Genomic DNA, 19037 nt, shown 5'->3' on the forward strand with positions numbered 1-19037 from the left:
CGAGCGGCCAAAGGGATCAGACTGTAAATCTGACGGCTCAGCCTTCGCTGGTTCGAATCCAGCTCCCTCCACCACTTCTCTACTATTCATATATTCCTATATTCCTATATTCCTATATTCCTATATTCCTATATTCCTATATTCCTATATTCCTATATTCCTATATTCAGCAGTATCAAAATACCCACTGCAAACTCATACCATTTTGTTTTAACCAATTAGAGGATGCTTTGTAATCGGGGAAAAACGCCTCTACTCGTTGCCAAAAAGCTTTGCTATGGTTCAAATACTTTAGATGAGCAAGTTCATGAACAATCACATAATCTATAGCATGATAAGGAGCACCGATAAGATGCAAATTAAAAGTGAGTTCTCGCTTACTATTACAACTCCCCCACTTTCGCTTATAAACCCCTATTTTTAGATCATTCGGTAGCTCTTCATTCATCTGAGTGCAAAAATACGCTAAACGCATTTCTATATAAGCAATAAGCTGCTCTTTTAGATAAGTCTCTAATAGCTGTTGATACTTTTGAGAAGTGTTTTTAACTCGAGGAGATATTGTAATGAGTAAATGGTTATCATGTGGGATTACTTTAGAATCTTGGCCTGAGTCCAGTTTCAAATAAATAGTTTCTGAAAAAACACAAATCTCTCTCGATTCAAAAGGGTATTGCTTAGTGTCCTCAATTAAAAATTGTTTTTTTAATTGCTCTTCAACCCACTCTTGTTTGTCAAATAACCAAGTGTCAATTTGCTTTTTTGCGACAAAATGTGGTGCATACACAGTCACATTTTGATTGTGTACTTTTATAGCAACTGTTTTGCGTCTAACACTTTTCTTTAACTTATATTCAAACACTCAATTTCTCATAAACTTTTTATTATAACTCAACCCTGCGTAGGCTAAAAACAGGCGTATTAAAACTTAACATTATAAAATGTGTGATATTAAAACAAAAAAACAGATTTAGAAAAACAATAATTGCTGATTAAAAGGTAGTATAAAGTTATAAAGACATTATTTTAGACGGTTAACTTAATTAACAGTTTATTTATTAGTAAATTAGATTAAACTTGTGCAATAAAGACTATATTTTGAGCCATTATGTTATCAGCTTTTTTCATTACTGACCAAGACCCAAGCTTAATTATTAATGGCGTTTATGATCCTGTTTTAGTTTCAATGTCTATCCTGATTGCTATTTTTGCAGCTTTTTTTACTACCCGCCTTATCGATTTAGCAAAAGAAACTGAGTTCCCTGGTTATCAACGTATAGCAAATATGACCGCAGCGACTGTTTTTTCAGCCGGCATTTGGAGTATGCATTTTATCGGTATGCTCGCATTTTCATTGTGTACCAACATTAGTTACGATCCAACCATTACACTGCTGTCTTTTTTACCCGCATTTTTTGCTTGTCAGTATGCAATATCGATGCTGGTGAACAGTAATGGTAACTTAAAAGTATTATCTATTTGTTCCGTGCTACTTGGCGCTGGTATTGGCACTATGCATTACAGTGGTATGGCCGCAATGGAGCTTGCTCCACTTCTTCGGTACGACCCTCTCACATTTGGTTTATCAATTATAGTTGCCGTTGTTCTTTCTTTTATTGCTTTGTACAGTCGCTTTAATCTTGAACGTGTTTTACCAGGCCTAACACCGCTGCAAAATAATTTAATCAGCGCAACAATTCTTGGATTGGCTGTTGCTGGCATGCATTATATGGGAATGGTTGCAACACGATTTGTAGCAACTTCTCCACTCATTTACGATGATGTAAATGCTAATTCAGGCCTCACCTTTGTAGCTATTGCTGTAGCAACTGCAACAATTGCAATCACGAGTATTGTGGCAGTTATAAATGGCATGGTTCGATACCGTATGTTGCTCGAAGAAAAGTCAGCAGACGAGTCTCGCTTAAACGCAATTTTAGGCACAGCCATTGATGGAATTGTAACGATTGATCATACAGGCATTATTTTAAGTTTTAACGAATCAGCCAGTAAAATTTTTGGCTGGCATGAAAATGAAGTACAAAATCATAATATTAAGATGCTAATGGATGATGCTATCGCGACACATCACGATAGCTATCTTTTACATGCTAAAAATGTTGATTTAGGTAAAGTAATTGGTGTTAACCGTGAAATTTTTGCTAAACACAAAAACGGCCACTTATTCCCTATTCGCTTGGGGATTGGAGAAGTTAATCAGCCAGGGCAAAATCCTCTATACGTTGGCTTCATTACAGACTTATCAGAGCAGCGAGCTTTACAAAAAAGCCTTGAGGAAAAAGAACAAAAATACCGCTCTTTAATGGATAACATGCCAGGTGTAGCTTTTAGGTGTAAGTTTGATGATAACTGGACCATGCTTTTTATCAGCCCGAGCATCAACGAGTTAACGGGTTATAATCCAAATGAATTTACTGAACATTGCATTGAATTTAACGATCTGATTTTAAAATCCGATCAGCAGCCTATTGTAGATGCCGTAACTAAAGCAGTAGATGAAAAACGTCAGTACTCAATCGAATACAGGATTCGCCATAGAAACGGCAAAATCTTATGGCTTTTAGATAAAGGCAGTATCGACTTTGATCCCCAAGGTCAAGCAAAGTGGATTGATGGTGTTTTAGTTGATATTACTGAACGCAAAGAATATGAAGAAAAACTAGAGCAGGCTAAATTTAAAGCTGAAGAAGCCGCTCATGCAAAGCAATCTTTTATGGCTAATATGAGCCATGAAATACGCACACCTATGAACTCTATAATAGGTTTTAGCGACCTATTAATGGACACACCACTCGATCAAGAACAACAAAAACATTTAGTTACTGTGAATAATGCGGCTCGTTCATTACTTAGATTATTAAATGAAATTCTCGATTCCGCAAAACTAGAGCGCGGTAAGCTTACTATTGAGCCAATACATTTTAGTTTAAAACCAGTAATAGACAGTATTATTTCTACTTTTTGGCTAGAAGCTAAAAAGAAAGATTTAGAACTTAAACTTCACATTAAAGAATCAGTAAGTGCTACTTATTACGGCGATCCGGATCGACTCAGGCAAGTACTTACTAATTTAATTGGTAACGCTATTAAGTTTACCGAAAAAGGCTCTGTTACCGTAACCGTTGGCGTGACACAAAATCAGCATCTGTTTTTTGAAGTACAAGATACCGGTATTGGCATTGCAAAAGATCGTATTCAAGCAGTGTTCCAACCTTTTGAGCAAGCCGATGGCACTACTACGCGCCGCTTTGGTGGAACAGGTCTTGGTACAACCATAAGCAAACAACTTGTAGAGCTTATGGGCGGAACAATAAACTTGGTCAGCGAATTAGGTAAAGGCACCTGCTTTTACTTTTCAATGCCACTTGCTATAGGTGACGAAACTAAAATAGATCATTTTGATGGTCTACACACCCAGTTACCAGCTCTTAGAATATTGGTAGTTGACGATATTGAACAAAATACAGAACTACTTTCTTTGCTCCTTTCGCGCGACCAGCATGCCGTTACCAAGGCATCAAACGGGCTCGAGGCGATAAAAGTATTTGAAGAACAAGACTTTGATGTCATTTTAATGGATATACATATGCCATTGTGTGATGGCATACAAGCAACGCAAAAAATAAGAGCAATAGAAAACCAAAGACAAATTAAGTACACACCAATTATTGCGCTCACTGCCAGTGTACTACAGCAAGATAAACTAACCGCTAAAAAAGCAGGCATGAATGGCTTTGCTAATAAGCCTATTGATATAAACCAACTAAACCAAGAAATAGCACAAGTCCTTGGCCTTGGTATCGCAAAAGAAATGGTTATATCGCAAAGCGATCCTAAAGCACAGCATATAGATTTTGAAAAAGGGTTAGCACTGTGGGGCTCTAAGTGTAAGCAGCTTACCGAAATCACTAAATTTATTAGTGATAGCAATAAGCGGTTCGAAATATTATTCAGTGATAAATTATCAAATATAAAAGATGCTGATAGTCTCATCCACACTCTTAAAGGTGTTGCTGGTAATTTGGGCCTAATAACGTTAATGAAGTTATTAGCCGATTTAGAGCAAAAGCAAAATGATACTAAAGTTATTAGTATTTTAGACGATATAAAAAGCGAGCTAACTGTTATATCGCAACTACTCTCATCAAATACTTGCGACAAGCCAAGCAGTAAGTCTGAAGGTAATAGTTTAGACACATTATCAATAGATGAAGTTAAGTCATTGTGTGAAATACTTTCTCAAGATGCACAAAACGCAGAGCTAAATGATGAACTACTAGCAAAACTACAACGCGGTGCCCCTTCATCTTTTCAAAATGAAGTTAATGATATAGCCGAAGCCTTTGATGAATTTGATTTTGATAAAGCACACGTAATACTAGAAACCTTGCTTGAAAAACTAACAAATAATGAGTATTAATTAATGGATTTTACGACAGATAGGCCACGGGTATTAATTGTTGACGATGAGCCTGCAAATCTAAAAGTAATGCGCGAAGTGTTAGGTAATCAATATCGTATGTCGTTTGCTAAATCGGGTGACGCTGCACTGGCATTACTTGAAAAAGAATTACCAAAGCTAATTTTACTCGACATAATGATGCCAGATATGAATGGTTTTGAAGTCTGTCAAATAGTTAAAGCTAACCCTAAAACATCACATATCCCCATTATATTTGTTACTGCGCTTGGCGATGAAAGCGATGAATATAAAGGTTTTGAGTTAGGTGCCGTAGATTATATTACTAAGCCAATAAGCCCTGCTATTGTAAGAGCTAGAGTTAAAACTCACTTGTCGCTAGTGCAAGCAGAGCAATTAAAACAAGCTCATGTAGATTTAGTACAACGCTTAGGTCGTGCTGCTGAATATAAAGATACCGATACTGGCGAGCATATAGTTCGTATGAGCCAATACAGTAAAGTATTAGCGTTAGCACTAGGTATGGATGAGCAAAAAGCAGAGCTTTTACATCAAGCCGCTCCAATGCACGATGTAGGAAAAATAGGTATCCCAGATGCCATTTTACTCAAGCCTGGAAAGTTAACTTCTGAAGAGTTTGATCATATGAAAAAGCACGCCATAATTGGCGCGCAAATATTAGCAAACTCCTCGTCACCATTATTACAACTCGCTCATACACTTGCTATTGAGCACCATGAAAAGTGGGATGGCACTGGCTACCCTAATGGAATTGAAGGCGAAGATATATCAATTGAAGGTAGAATTGTAGCTATAGCTGACGTATTTGATGCACTTACTTCGAAACGTCCTTACAAAGAAGCTTGGAGTGTTGAAAAAACAATTCAGCATATACAATCACAAGCCGGTGAACACTTTGACCCTAAATTAGTTGAATTGTTTATAGAGAAAATTGACGATATTATTGCGATTAAAGAAGCGCACCAAGAACAACAACACTAAGCAATTAATGCTTAGTGTTCATTTAATCAGTACGTTTTTTACTGACGTGCGACCCAAGCTTCACATCGTTATAAATACACTTAATGTAGCTGTAGTCATGTGAGGTAATTTCATGGCTATTACCGCTTTCATCTTTAAAGTACATAGAAAACGTTACACCATGATCTGCTAAAACTGCTTTTACATTTAAACCCTCAAGATGATTGAGCCATTGAATAAATTGATCCCCTGAGGCCAAAAATGCAATCCCTTTACTACGCCCCTCACCTTCAAAAAGTGCTAAACGAGTTGTTGAACTAGTATCTTCAAGTGTTAAAGGGCCGCGTCCGTCCTCATCCCAAAAGGCAAGCTCGGGTACTACACTAAAACCTAAAACACGCTCATACCACTTAACGGCACCAACCAAGTTATCAACATTTAAATGGCAATGATCAATTCCAGATAACTTAGGTATGCTTGTATTATTCACGCTACTCGCCTATTTCTGACTTTAATTGCTCTAAAAATTCATGCATGTACGTTGTACGCCTATTCGCTTCTGCTTTAGCTGATGGCGTATTCATGCTGTCGGCAATATGTAATAACTTTATGAAGAAGTGATCAAGCGTGTATTTTTTATCATCAGCCTCGCGTTCAACACAAAAAGGGTCTTCTGGATTGTACAATAGCCGAGAAATTGATCCGCCTACTTTCATGCAGCGACTCACCCCAATAGCGCCCAATGCATCCATTCTGTCAGCATCTTGTACTATTTGCGCCTCAACTGTTTTAATTTTTATATTTGCGCTGAAGCTATGCGCCGCAATAGCATGATGAATCTCATCAAAAAGTGACTCGTCATAATTAATAGATTTTAAAAATTCCAATGCTTTATCGGCTGCCATAGTAGAGGCTTTTGCACGATCAGGGTGATTTTTAGCAACTGCCACGCAATCGTGCATCCACGCTGCAGGTAATACCACCGACATGTTTGCCTGCTCTGCATTACATAGCTGTATTGCAACACGTACCACGCGTTCTATATGGGTAATATCGTGAGCTACATCGGCATGCACTAAAGAAGTTATAAATTCTCTACATTGTGAATTAAGTATTTTTAAATCGGGGCTTAAAACGGCGTCAGGCACTATTAGGTTCCAAAAGCTAATGAATCGGTAAATTATCCGTACTTTACCGTGCTTTATGCCCCCCTTGCAAAACATTCATTGTATGTTGCTCGCTGCTTGACTAAAATACAGCGCTTATTTATTACTACTGAGAAGCCTTATGTCATCTGCCGTTTACCTACAAGCTGGTCGCGATAAATCATTAAAAAGAAAACACCCTTGGTTATTTTCAAAAGCCATCAAAAAAATTAAAGGTAAACCAGGATTAGGCGACACAGTAACGATTCACGACAGTGAAGGTAAATTTTTAGCAACTGCTGCTTATAGCCCTCACTCACAAATTCGCGCACGTGTTTGGAGCTTTGACGAAAAAGAAATCATCGATCAAAACTTTTTTGAACGCCGTTTACGTCGTTCATTAGAAGCACGTAGCCAAGTAATAGAAGAAGGCGGATTAACAGGGTTTCGATTATGTGCCGCTGAATCTGATTACTTACCAGGCGTTACAATCGATAAGTTTGATAACGTATTAGTGTGTCAACTACTAAGTGCGGGTGCCGAGCGTCATAAAGGCGAGATTGTTGGCGCGTTGATGTCTATTTTCCCAGGCTCTAGCATATACGAACGTTCAGATGTAGAAGTACGTACTAAAGAAGGCTTAGAGCCAATAAAAGGCGCTCTTTGGGGTAATGAACCAACACAACCAGTACTTATTGATGAAAACGGTTTTAAAATTGAAGTCGATATAATCGACGGACATAAAACGGGCTTTTATTTAGACCAACGCGATAGCCGTGCCGCACTTGAGCGTTTTTCAAAGGGTAAAACGGTACTTAACTGTTTTAGTTATACAGGTACATTTTCGTTGTACGCTTTGCGTGGTGGATGTGAGCATGTAACTAACGTAGACGTATCTCAGCCAGCGCTTGATACTGCAAAACGTAATGTTGAGCATAATAACTTAGATTTAGATAAAGTGAGCTTTGTTAAGCAGGATGTATTTAAGTTACTACGCCAATACCGCGACGAAGGCAAACAGTTTGATACCATCGTAATGGACCCACCAAAGTTTGCTGATAATAAAGCGCAGCTAACAGGTGCGTGCCGTGGTTATAAAGATATCAACATGATAGCCATGCAAATACTAAAACCAGGCGGAACATTACTAACATTCTCATGTTCTGGTTTAATGGAACAAAACTTGTTTCAAAAAGTAGTCGCCGATGCAGCTCTTGATGCAGGTAAAGACCTACTTATAATGGAGCGATTAAACCAGGCAGCTGATCATCCAATTGCTGGCAGCTACCCTGAAGGCTTTTACTTAAAAGGCTTAATCTGTAAGGTTTTTTAATATCTACTATTGAGTTTAACTAGATTCAACTTAGTTAAACTGAATAATTTCAAGACCTGCTGTTACCGTGCCATCATCTTCTTTGCTGGCACGTATTACTTTTGCTGTTGCATTTAAAGGCGCAATACTTGGGTGAGTTGAATCAATGTTCACCGTCAGTAATGTATTAGGTTCAAGTAATTCATCTAAATGAATTGATAAACCTGTTGCACTTAAATCCACGCACTCTGCGGCAAAACTTAAACCCGCTATGGGTTCTATCGTCGTTAAATTTGCAGGTGTATTGATCTGCATGCGTCTAAAATTTCGCTTATCATCAGTAAACATACGTTACCTCTAAACAACCGTGTTAATTTCTTCCAATAAAGCACCCACTGAAAATGGCTTTACAACATATGCATTGCAACCAGCATCAAACCCTGCTTGCTTTTCAGATGGAGACTCAAGGCCCGATACCATAACAACAGGAATATTTTTTGTTTCAGGTGTATGTTTTAGCATTCGGCATGTATCATAACCATCAAGACCTGGCATACAAACATCAAGCAAAATTATATCTGGCGGACTCGCAATTGCCGATGCAAGGCAGCTTTGCCCTGAATCTGCATAACTAACATCAAATTTCGACGCCAGTGCTGCTTTAAGCATTTCAAAATTAAAATACTCGTCGTCTACCACTAAAAGTCGCTTTGTTTTATGTTCAATCGATGAGGACATAACTATGTCGCTTCCTTTTCAAAACAAAAATAAATCCTCCTATTAAGGTACTAAGCTTAATAGAAAATGCAAGTTTTATTCTATCTCTTTTATCGCATTAAGTACTCGCTTAGCCGAAATTGGGTAAGGAGTTCCAAGTGTTTGAGCAAATAGCGACACTCTTAGCTCTTGTTGCATCCAAAAGATAGCGGTTACCTCTTGTGGGATAGGTAACCCTTTAGGCGTTTTATTAACTACCTTTTTGTACTCTTGAGCGACTTTATCGAGCTCTAATACGCATAACCTATCACGATTTGGATCCACAGGTAGTTTTTCTAAGCGTTTTTGAATCGCTTTTAAATAACGAATTAAATCCGTTATTTTATCTGCGCCATGCGCGCTCACAAAACCTTTAAATATAAGTGACTCAAGCTGTGATTTTATATCGCCATGCGCAGTTATCATGGTTAAATCAACGCGCCCTTTCATTTTTTTATGCAGTGCGTGCCCAATACTCAATACTTGCTCAACTTGCGTTGCAATCGATACAACTGAGTCACCGAGCTCACCTCGTATTTGCTCTTTTACTGTTTCAAATGCTTTTTCATCGCGTATATCGCCGTGTTTCACTAATAAGCTATCAACACCTGCGGCGATACAGTCATCAATTAAATCGGCTATTTTACCAAATGGGTTAAAGTACAAACCCAACTTTGCTTTATTGGGTAAGTTTTGTTGTAAGTACTTAATTGGCGACGGCACATTTAACAATACTAAACGGCGCAAACCTTGTTGATGCGCTTGCTGCGCTTTTGCTTCACTATCAAAAAGCTCTACTGCAGCGGCTGACTTTTTATCCACCAGCGCAGGGTACGCCTTTATTTCGTATTGACCTTGTTTTTTAACATATGACGCTGGCAGCTCACCAAAGTCCCATTGTGTTAGGTCTGATTTTTCAATGCCTTTATCGGCTACTTTAGACAATGTTTCGGTTACTTCACCTTGCAGCTCTGCTTTAAGTTTGGCTAAATCAAGTCCACGGGCAAGTAACTTATCGTGTTCATCACGTACTTCAAACTGTAATCGCAAATGCGGCGCAAGGGCTGTTAAATCCCACGCCTCCATATCAACTCTCACACCTGTCATTCTTAATAAACGCGTAGCTAAAGCATCAATTAAGCCCCCTTGCATTGGCTCAATGGCTGCAAGCACTGCATCTGCATAATTTGGTGCTGGCACAAAATTACGGCGCAGCGATTTAGGCAATGACTTTATAAGTCCACTTATTAGCTCATGTCTAAATGCAGGTATGTGCCAGTCAAAACCACTCTCTTGTACTTGATTCAACAGCGCTACCGGTATTTGTACCGTAACACCATCAACCGCTTGTCCTGGGTCAAAATGATAAGCAAGTGGTAATATAATATTGTCTTGCTGCCATGTGTCAGGGTAATCAAACTCAGTAATATTACTTGCGCCATGCTGCATTAACTCTTCACGAGTCATATGTAAGTAATGTTTATTTTGTTGTTTTTGTGTTTTATACCATTTTAAAAATGCAGCGCGGTTATTGATTTCTTTGGGAATTTTTTTATCGTAAAACTCAAATAACGTTTGCTCGTCAACTAAAATATCACGGCGACGCGACTTATTTTCCAGAACTTGAATATCTTCTATTAGTTCACGGTTAAACGCTAAAAAGCTCTCATTTAAACCCAGCTCTTGCTCAACTAATGCGGTGCGTACAAAAAGCTCTCGACTTACTTTAGGGTCAATATTGCTATAAACACAGCGGCGTTTATTTACAACAAGTAGGCCGTACAAAGTTTGCTGCTCAAACGCGATTACCGCACCTGGCTTTTTCTCCCAGTGTGGCTCTGTGTAGCTGCGTTTTACTAAATGCTGTGCTAATGGTTCTACCCAGTTAATATCTATTTTTGCATTTGTGCGGGCATATAACTTACTGGTTTCTACCAGCTCTGCCGACATAATCCATTTAGGGCTCTTTTTAAATAAAGCTGAACCCGGAAAAATATGAAACTGACTATTACGTGCGCCTTTGTATATTTGTTTATCATCTTTAAAGCCAATGTGGCTCAGCATTCCGCTTAATAACGCTTTATGGACAAGTTCGCCATCAGCCGCTTGGCTGGTCGCTTTCATGCCCATTTCGTTACACACAGTACTTATTTGATAAACAATATCTTGCCACTCACGCAGGCGCATATAGGCTAGGAAATCTTTTTGACACAGCTTTCTAAACTGGCCGTTAGTTAGCTCGCTTTGCTGCTCTTCTAGGTAATTCCATAAGTTTAAAAAAGCGATAAAGTCTGAATCTGGGTCGTCAAAGCGGCCGTGTTTTTCATTGGCTGCAGCACGTTTTTCTTGCGGGCGTTCGCGTGGATCTTGAATCGACAGTGCCGCCACAATAACAATCACTTCACGCAGCGCACCAAGTTTGTGAGCTGTGAGCACCATTTTAGCTAAACGAGGGTCAACCGGTAATCGACTTAGCTCTCTACCCGATTGAGTTAAACTCGTTTTACTATCACGTTTGTCTGGCTTTACGGCTTGTAGTTCTTCTAATAACGATAAACCATCACTTATATTACGGCTATCTGGTGCTTGCACAAACGGAAATTGCGCCATATCACCAAGCCCGAGTGCCAACATTTGTAAAATAACAGATGCAAGGTTAGTACGCAGTATTTCAGGGTCGGTAAACTCTGGGCGCGATAAAAAATCATCCTCAGAGTACAAGCGTATACAAATACCCGCTTCAACACGTCCACAACGACCCATACGCTGATTAGCACTTGCTTGCGATATAGGTTCTATTGGCAGGCGCTGAACTTTTGTACGATAACTGTAGCGGCTTATACGCGCAGTACCTGGGTCTATTACATAACGAATACCCGGCACGGTTAGTGACGTTTCGGCTACGTTGGTCGATAAAATAATATGACGACGAGAATGTGGCGCAAATATACGGTTTTGCTCTGCGTTAGATAAGCGCGAGTATAGTGGCAATACATCAGTGTGTTTTAAATTACGCTTGCTAAGTGCATCAGCGGTATCGCGTATCTCACGCTCACCATTTAAAAATATTAGTATATCACCTGGGCCTTCGGCGCATAGTTCATCAACGGCATCAAAAATACCTTGCAGCTGATCGCCCTCGGCTTCCATATCATCTTTATTAATATCAGTCGTTGGGTTGTAGCGCACGTCCACAGGGAAAGTACGACCCGATACTTCTATAATAGGCGCATCATCAAAATGCTTTGAAAAGCGCTCAGGATCGATGGTCGCAGAGGTAATAATTATTTTTAAATCAGGGCGTTTTGGAAGTAGGTTTTTTAAATAACCCAAAATAAAGTCGATGTTTAAACTACGCTCATGCGCTTCATCTATAATGATGGTGTCGTATTGATTTAAAAATCGGTCTTGCTGAATTTCTGCCAGTAAAATACCGTCAGTCATTAGTTTAACGTAGGTATTATTAGAAACCTGATCGCTAAAACGAATTTTAAAACCGACTTGCTGACCAAGTTCACATTTCATTTCTTCAGCAATACGATTAGCCACGGTTCGCGCAGCTAATCGTCGTGGTTGCGTGTGGCCAATTAAGCCATCAACACCGCGGCCAAGCTCTAAACACATTTTAGGAATTTGCGTTGTTTTACCAGAGCCCGTTTCACCGGCAATAATAACCACTTGGTTATTTGCAATGGCGTCTTTAATTGTTTCCTTTTTTTGGCTTACTGGCAATTGCTCAGGGTAAGTCACTTTAGGAAGACCCGCTAAGCGCTTAGCTCGCAGTTCTTGGCTACGGGTTATATCAGCCGCTATTTTTTCAAGCGCGTTGGCATGCTTGTTTTCATCGGTTATTTTTTTTACACCATGTAAGCGTTTTTTTAAAATAAATTGATCTTTTTTTAAGCACGTTTTTAGCTCGCCAAACAACTGACCTAGGTTAACCACCCGCATACCTTATAAAATTTTAATAATAGAGCATTAATTGTATCAAACTAAATGCTCAGGGTTAATCCTACAAAGCGCATAACTGCCCAGATATATGTACTTATGGGCTATTCGTCGTTAAAAATTCCGACATAAGTCGCTTGTGTGTTCGATTTACTCGCGCGATACATGCCCGAGGTATTAAACGGCAAGCTAATATTCCCCTTAGTATCAATAATAATAACGCCGCCAGTCCCACCTATAGGCTTAAGCACACCGTTTATAACTTCATCTCCAGCTTCAGCTATGGTTTTATCTTGATACTTAACACGCGCACATATATCGCTAGCTACGTTATAGCGAATAAAATATTCACCATGCCCAGTTGCCGATACAGCACACGATTCGTTTTCAGCAAATGTTCCTGCCCCAATTACTGGCGCATCACCCACACGGCCATAACGTTTTGCGGTCATACCGCCTGTTGATGTACCAGCTGCTAAATTACCGTTTTTATCAAGTGCCACGGCACCAACCGTGCCCATTTTATAGTTATTGGGTAATGCTTTGTGCGCGGCTTGGTACTCTTTACTGGTTGCTTTGGCTTCATCTAATTTTTGTTTTGCTTTTAAAAGTGCTTTGTAACGAGGCTCAGTATCAAATAAGTTATTTTCAATAAGCTCAACGCCCTGCTCTTTAGCAAACTCCTCAGCGCCTTGGCCGCTGAGCATTACATGCACGGAGTTATCCATTACCAAACGTGCTAATTTAATCGGGCTCTCAATATGTTTTACACCTGCAACAGCGCCTGCTTCACGGTTTCGGCCATCCATTATAGATGCATCAAGTTCATGCCCGCCATCGTAAGTGTATACCGCTCCGCGTCCTGCATTAAAATAAGGCGATTGCTCTAATACTGTAATGGCCGCTATCACCGCATCTAAACTTTCACCGCCTTGCTGCAATACTTTATAGCCTGTCTCTACTGCTTCACTTAATTTAGCGCGGTACTGCTTTTCTTGAGTGGGTGTAAACCGTGCTTTTTCGATGGTCCCTGCCCCACCATGAATCGCAATGGCAAATGGAGTCTCTGCTGCTAATACGCTATTACTTAAAGCAAAAAGGCTGCTCGCAAAAATTGCTAATAAGGGTGTTTTCATAATAAGTTCTTTTATGGGGAAGTTATAAACTAATGTGAATGGTTGAGAGCTTAATTTCAACTAAAGTGAGTTTAATGGCATAAAAAAAGCGCCTTAAGGCGCTTTTTAAATTTAACGTGTTTGTAATTAAGCTTGTTTTGCTTTTAAACGCGCTAAACGTGCTACTTGATGAGTAGACGTTAAGAAAGAATAAATTGGTGCTAAGTAACCACGTTTACGAAGCTCTAAGAAATCAGCATCGCTTAATTCGTTTAGCTTTTTCTCATCGATAAGGTAAATACCGTTGATGTCTTTTTTCTCGCCTTTAATGTCTACTGTTAGCGTTTGCGCAATTAGTAGCTCTTTATCAGCAAGAAATTTAGTGAACGCTTCAGTTACTTGAGAAAACTCAATAAACGATACAAGCGCTTCTTTACGACGTTTTAGGTAATCTGTTTCTTCGCCGTTTTCAAATAATGCGTTACCTTCGTCTTCACCAACAAGCGCACTTGCTTCGTCAATTACGATACCGTATTGATCTTGATCTGGGTGTTTAACTAAGCCCAGTGGGTAACGAGTAGATGCCATAGGTGCAAATGCTGCAGTCCATTTACCATCTTCTACAAAAAGGTTTTCGCCTGGCTCTAAGCCAAACATAGCAACTGCTTGAAAAGTGCCGCTTTCGTTGTTTTTAACGAATGACATTGGAAACTCGTTTGCTACACGTGCAAACTCATGTGCAACTACTGGCACTAAGTGTTGAGTTTTCATGAATTCTACATTGATGCCGTTTTGAATTTTAGTATTGGCATGTTTTTCGTTGTGTAAAGGCTGTACTTGTTGCTCCGCCATGTTACTGCTCCGTTTATTTTAATTTATATGTTTCATTGTTAATGCCTTTAGGCTAATGCTTTTGAGCTAAAAAAGGAAGGGAAACTTTTATGACAACAACCATGAAAAAATAAAATTTAACTAAATCTGAACGTTGCTAAAAAACATACAGCTAAAACTCATAAATTTTGTGCAAAAACAACACACTTCATGGTTGTTTTTAATACAAACACCGATTATTCGTTAACATTGGTTAACAGTACAGGTCTATTTTTTTGTTGTGTTTAGGCTTAAATTTGAGCAAATAAAAAAGGCCACTTATATAAGCGGCCTTTAAAAGTTAAATTAGCATCTAAATTAAGGTGCCCAATATACTTCAATATTTATACTTGGGTGGTTAAGTACCGCACGTAGTGGCATGTCATTAACATCGCCTCCCGCTTTTGCTTGCTTATAAACAGCGAGTTTCTCTTCACCGCTAATTAAAAGCTTAACTACTTTAGATTGCGCAATGGCATTTAACGTAAGCGTCATTCGCTCAGTAATACTACCTGTAACGTCGCTTTGTATTGCATTAATAGCACACACTGATTGTGTGGTTGTTAAACCATGCTCTAAACCGTCTGCATTTGGGAATAACGACGCTGTGTGGCCATCTGGACCCATACCTAAAATAGTCACGTCATATGGTTTTTTTAGTTCGCTGTAGGCAGATTCACACTCTTGTGCGCCCTGTTGGGCCGTTGCAGCAGTGTTCTTCATAGTGATAAAGTTAGCAGCACTACCATAGTTTTGTAATAACGTACTCTTAATAAAGGCTTCGTTACTTTTTTCATGGCTTGGGTCTACCCAGCGCTCATCAACCATGGCAACATCAACATTTTGCCAATCTAAGTCAAGCGTTGATAAATGCTTGTACGCAGGTGCTGGCGACGAACCGCCAGATACCATCAATACAGCACGGCCATCATTTTTAATACCATCACGTAGTGATTGCTCAAGCGTTGCAGAAAGCTCAGCTGTTAACGCGTCTTTATCGTCAAAAAACTTTTCAACTAATGTTGCCATGCTTATACCTTATCGCCTGTGTTAAACCATACGTGGTTGTTTTCTGCTAATAATTCATCAGCATCTTCAGGACCCCAACTACCAGAACGGTAAAGCGCAGGTTTGCCTTTGCCTTGCCATCTATCAATAATTGGATCAATCCACTTCCACGCTTGGCGCACTTCATCACGGTGAATAAATAACGATGGGTTATTTGCAGCGGCATCAAGCATTAAACGCTTGTACGCATCTGAATGGAAACCATTGCTGTAAGCTTGTGAAAGCTCAATATTCATTGTTACTGGCTCAAGTTGCATTTGAAGATTATCAAGGCGCTTAGACATAAGCGTTAGTTGAATTGTTTCCTCTGGCTGCAAACGAATAACAAGGCGGTTTGGCTCAATATTACCCACGTTATCTTCGTAAATATTGTGAGATACTTTTTTGTATTCAACCACAATTTCTGCACAGCGCTTAGCCATACGTTTACCAGTACGAAGGTAAAATGGAACACCTGCCCAACGCCAGTTATCAATGTGCGCACGAATAGCTACAAACGTTTCTGTTTTACTAGAACCTTCATTTAGCTCTTCTAAGTAACCCGGTACAATTTTACCGTTTAAGTCACCAGGTACGTATTGTCCACGAACAATATTTTCATCAACATCGCCATCTACAAGTGGACGAAGTGCTTCTAATACTTTTAATTTTTCGTTACGAATGCTATTAGCGTTAAGCTTATTAGGCGACTCCATTGCAACTAAACAAAGTAGTTGTAATAAGTGGTTTTGAACCATGTCACGAAGTGCACCGGCTTTATCGTAGAAACCAGCGCGGCTTTCAAGGCCAACCGTTTCTGATAAGCTAATTTGGATGTTATCAATAGATTTAGCATCCCACATATTTTCAAACAATGAGTTTGAAAAACGCAGCGCCATTAAGTTTTGTACTGTTTCTTTACCTAAGTAATGGTCAATACGGAAAATTTGCTCTTCATTAAAAAATTCTGCAATTTTTCCGTTAATTGCTTCAGCAGAATCACCGCAATAACCAATTGGCTTTTCAACAACAACGCGCGATGTAGGTGTAATTAAACCTTTAGTCGATAATATTTCACAACATGTGCCGTAAACAGCAGGCGGAAGCGATAAATAAAACACGCGAGACTTAGTGCTTTCGTGCTCATCTAAAATGCCTTTTAACACATCCCAGTTGTCGTCTGCTTCTGTAACATTACTTACTACTGGCACTAAAAAAGTAGAAAACGCTTTCCAATCTTTAGCGTTAAACTCACCTTTGCTTAAAAATTCTTGTAATGCTTTATGCGCTGTTTCTACGTATTCAGCACGTTTAGATTCTTCGCGAACTGTTGGGAGGATACGTGAGCCTTCAGGTAAGTTACCTTCTTGATATGCTCTGTACATTGCAGGTAGCAATTTGCGTAACGCAAGATCACCACCGCCCCCAAAAATTATAATATCAAAAGGATTAAGCATAGTTACTCTCTACGTTGTGATACCCAGTACATTTTATAAATGCGCGGATATGCCTATTTATTGCTAGATTAGATGGCTTTTATAGCTGTATTTAAATAAAAGCCTGCTGAATTGTTCTGTATCGATGATTTATTATTATTTTTATCATTGCGCTTATTAAATGAGCCTTAGGGGCCCTGTATCTCCTCTCACAAAAATACAGACCCTAAGCACTCCAGCGCTACCCGTTCAAAGGTACTCGGTTTACTTACTTGCGTAAGCGAATTTTTTACTGCGTACGGTTTTGTTTGTAGTACGCCATTAAGCCGTTTGTAGAACTATCATGAGCGTGTTTCACGCTCTCATCAGTTAGTTCACTCTCAATTTTAGATGCTAAACCTTTACCTAGCTCTACACCCCATTGATCAAACGAACATATTTCTAAAATAATGCCTTGGCAAAATATCTTATGCTCATACAGTGCAATTAAACGACCCACTGTTTTAGCATCTACTGTATCTAATAGCATAGACGTTGTAGGACGATTGCCTTGATGAATTTTATGATTTAATAACTCATCAATCTCTGCTTGCGATTTACCCTTAGCGGTTAAATCAGCAGTAACTTGCGCTGCATCTACACCACTCATCATCGCTTCTGTTTGTGCAAAGAAGTTAGATAATAAAATATCGTGATGCTTATCAACATTCACTTGTGGTTTAACTGATGCAATAAAATCTGCAGGTACAATTACATTGCCTTGGTGTAAACACTGATAAAATGCATGCTGACCATTAATACCCGTCATGCCCCAAATAATTGGAACTGTAGTATAAGGTACCGTTTCGCCTGCAAAGTTAACGTGTTTACCGTTACTTTCCATTTCGCCTTGCTGTAGATACGCAGGCAACATGTGCAGTGCTTGGTCGTATGGTAATATAGCTTGCGCTGTGTAGCCCAAAAAGCTCGTATTCCATACACTAAGCAACGCCATAATTAATGGTATATTTTGCTCAAACGGCGCAGATTTAAAGTGCTCATCTACTTCAAACGCGCCTTCTAAAATTGCTTCAAAGGCGTCGTAGCCTAAATATAAAGCAATTGGTAAGCCTATCGCACTCCAAAGTGAAAAGCGACCGCCAACCCAATCCCACATAGTGAATACGTTTTCGTCGCTGATACCAAAGGCTGCCGTTTTTTCTAAATTTGTACTTACTGCAACAAAGTGCTTTGCAATTGTACTTTCATCTTTTGTTGTTTGTAAAAACCAATCAACCGCTGTTTTAGCATTTGTCATGGTTTCTGACGTCGTAAATGTTTTTGACGAAATAACAAATAATGTTGTTTCAGGGTCAATGGCTTTCAATATAGATGAAATCTGCACACCGTCAGCATTAGATACGTAATGAACATTTAACGTATCATCAGCAAGTGCTTTTAATGCCTCGGTTGCCATTTGCGGGCCAAGGTTAGAACCACCTACACCAATACTTACAACATCTTTTACCGCTTTACCGGTATAACCTAACCATTTACCACTACGCACTTTTTCAACAAACACTTTAATTTTAGCTAATTCGTTGTCTACAGCTTGTGTTACGTTTTCGCCATCAACAATTAATGGAGTGTGAGCGCGATTACGAAGGGCCGTATGCAGTACTGAGCGATCTTCGGTGATATTTATTTTTGCACCGCTAAACATTTTATCACGCCACGATGCAATATCGCACTCTTTAGCAAGCGACATTAAGTTAGCAAAAACATCGTTATCAATAAGTTGCTTAGAGTAGTCGAATAATACGCCAGGTACTTGAGTCGAAAACTTAGAAAAGCGCGTGTCATCTTGTGCAAATAACGTTTTTAGATGTGTTTGTTTCATCTTAGCTGCACTTTGTTCCAGTGCTTGCCAACTTGCTAGTTGCGTTCGGTTAGACATGTAAGTACCCTCTAATTTTTTCAATCAATTGATTTAAAAATGCTTTTTAT

General features: G+C 39.2%; 14 protein-coding genes. 3 read left to right on the top strand and 11 right to left on the bottom strand.

Features of this window, described 5'->3' with window-relative positions; all coding sequences use genetic code 11:
• Positions 1-175 precede the first annotated feature (175 nt).
• A complete protein-coding gene (locus WNY98_RS18600; protein WP_342878622.1) occupies positions 176-862 on the bottom strand; it encodes a SprT family zinc-dependent metalloprotease in 687 nt (228 codons plus the stop codon).
• Positions 863-1108: 246 nt separating this feature from the next.
• Here WNY98_RS18600 and WNY98_RS18605 point away from each other — a divergent pair, with 246 nt between their 5' ends.
• Positions 1109-4441: an MHYT domain-containing protein gene (locus WNY98_RS18605; RefSeq protein WP_342878623.1), complete on the top strand. Its 3333-nt coding sequence runs from the start codon at positions 1109-1111 to the stop codon at positions 4439-4441.
• Positions 4442-4444: 3 nt separating this feature from the next.
• Positions 4445-5443 (top strand): two-component system response regulator, encoded by a 999-nt coding sequence (locus tag WNY98_RS18610; RefSeq protein ID WP_342878624.1) that lies wholly within the window; start codon positions 4445-4447, stop codon positions 5441-5443.
• 22 nt (positions 5444-5465) lie between these two features.
• On the opposite strand, the gene WNY98_RS18615 is transcribed toward WNY98_RS18610, so the two are convergent.
• Both WNY98_RS18615 and WNY98_RS18620 read right to left on the bottom strand, forming a co-directional pair.
• Complete coding sequence (locus WNY98_RS18615; protein WP_294116785.1) at positions 5466-5912, bottom strand: VOC family protein; 447 nt, start codon at positions 5910-5912, stop codon at positions 5466-5468.
• 1 nt (position 5913) lies between these two features.
• A complete protein-coding gene (locus tag WNY98_RS18620; RefSeq protein ID WP_076924084.1) occupies positions 5914-6570 on the bottom strand; it encodes an HD domain-containing protein in 657 nt (218 codons plus the stop codon).
• A 139-nt stretch (positions 6571-6709) separates the two neighbouring features.
• On the opposite strand from WNY98_RS18620, the gene WNY98_RS18625 reads away from it, so the two are divergent.
• Positions 6710-7900: a class I SAM-dependent methyltransferase gene (locus WNY98_RS18625; RefSeq protein ID WP_024597851.1), complete on the top strand. Its 1191-nt coding sequence runs from the start codon at positions 6710-6712 to the stop codon at positions 7898-7900.
• A 30-nt stretch (positions 7901-7930) separates the two neighbouring features.
• Here WNY98_RS18625 and WNY98_RS18630 read toward each other — a convergent pair whose 3' ends face one another.
• From WNY98_RS18630 to pgi, 8 genes are all read right to left on the bottom strand, one after another.
• Positions 7931-8227 carry a PilZ domain-containing protein gene (locus WNY98_RS18630; protein ID WP_007581065.1) on the bottom strand — a complete coding sequence of 99 codons (297 nt, stop codon included), beginning with the start codon at positions 8225-8227 and terminating at the stop codon, positions 7931-7933.
• Between the two features lie 9 nt (positions 8228-8236).
• Positions 8237-8617, bottom strand: coding sequence for a response regulator (locus tag WNY98_RS18635; protein WP_024597850.1), 381 nt, complete (start codon positions 8615-8617; stop codon positions 8237-8239).
• 75 nt (positions 8618-8692) lie between these two features.
• Positions 8693-12580 carry an ATP-dependent RNA helicase HrpA gene (hrpA, locus tag WNY98_RS18640; protein WP_342878625.1) on the bottom strand — a complete coding sequence of 1296 codons (3888 nt, stop codon included), beginning with the start codon at positions 12578-12580 and terminating at the stop codon, positions 8693-8695.
• Between the two features lie 107 nt (positions 12581-12687).
• Positions 12688-13719: an isoaspartyl peptidase/L-asparaginase gene (locus WNY98_RS18645; protein WP_342878626.1), complete on the bottom strand. Its 1032-nt coding sequence runs from the start codon at positions 13717-13719 to the stop codon at positions 12688-12690.
• Positions 13720-13845: 126 nt separating this feature from the next.
• Positions 13846-14550, bottom strand: coding sequence for a SapC family protein (locus WNY98_RS18650; protein ID WP_002961447.1), 705 nt, complete (start codon positions 14548-14550; stop codon positions 13846-13848).
• Between the two features lie 336 nt (positions 14551-14886).
• Positions 14887-15597, bottom strand: coding sequence for a 6-phosphogluconolactonase (gene pgl, locus WNY98_RS18655; RefSeq protein ID WP_197185908.1), 711 nt, complete (start codon positions 15595-15597; stop codon positions 14887-14889).
• 2 nt (positions 15598-15599) lie between these two features.
• The gene (gene zwf / locus WNY98_RS18660) at positions 15600-17072 is read right to left on the bottom strand and encodes a glucose-6-phosphate dehydrogenase (protein WP_002961451.1); all 1473 of its coding nucleotides are present in this window, start codon (positions 17070-17072) and stop codon (positions 15600-15602) included.
• Between the two features lie 268 nt (positions 17073-17340).
• Positions 17341-18987, bottom strand: a complete 1647-nt coding sequence (gene pgi / locus WNY98_RS18665) for a glucose-6-phosphate isomerase (protein ID WP_342878627.1) — start codon at positions 18985-18987, stop codon at positions 17341-17343.
• Positions 18988-19037 lie beyond the last annotated feature (50 nt).

This window comes from Pseudoalteromonas sp. AS71, from assembly GCF_038900275.1.
Classification (GTDB): Bacteria; Pseudomonadota; Gammaproteobacteria; order Enterobacterales; family Alteromonadaceae; genus Pseudoalteromonas.

Coding starts and splice junctions, on each gene's coding strand:
- WNY98_RS18605 (WP_342878623.1), top strand. CDS start 1,109: ATGTTATCAGCTTTTTTCATTACTGACCAAGACCCAAGCTTAATTATT.
- WNY98_RS18610 (WP_342878624.1), top strand. CDS start 4,445: ATGGATTTTACGACAGATAGGCCACGGGTATTAATTGTTGACGATGAG.
- WNY98_RS18625 (WP_024597851.1), top strand. CDS start 6,710: ATGTCATCTGCCGTTTACCTACAAGCTGGTCGCGATAAATCATTAAAA.
- WNY98_RS18630 (WP_007581065.1), bottom strand. CDS start 8,227: ATGTTTACTGATGATAAGCGAAATTTTAGACGCATGCAGATCAATACA.
- WNY98_RS18635 (WP_024597850.1), bottom strand. CDS start 8,617: ATGTCCTCATCGATTGAACATAAAACAAAGCGACTTTTAGTGGTAGAC.
- WNY98_RS18645 (WP_342878626.1), bottom strand. CDS start 13,719: ATGAAAACACCCTTATTAGCAATTTTTGCGAGCAGCCTTTTTGCTTTA.
- WNY98_RS18650 (WP_002961447.1), bottom strand. CDS start 14,550: ATGGCGGAGCAACAAGTACAGCCTTTACACAACGAAAAACATGCCAAT.
- pgl (WP_197185908.1), bottom strand. CDS start 15,597: ATGGCAACATTAGTTGAAAAGTTTTTTGACGATAAAGACGCGTTAACA.
- zwf (WP_002961451.1), bottom strand. CDS start 17,072: ATGCTTAATCCTTTTGATATTATAATTTTTGGGGGCGGTGGTGATCTT.
- pgi (WP_342878627.1), bottom strand. CDS start 18,987: ATGTCTAACCGAACGCAACTAGCAAGTTGGCAAGCACTGGAACAAAGT.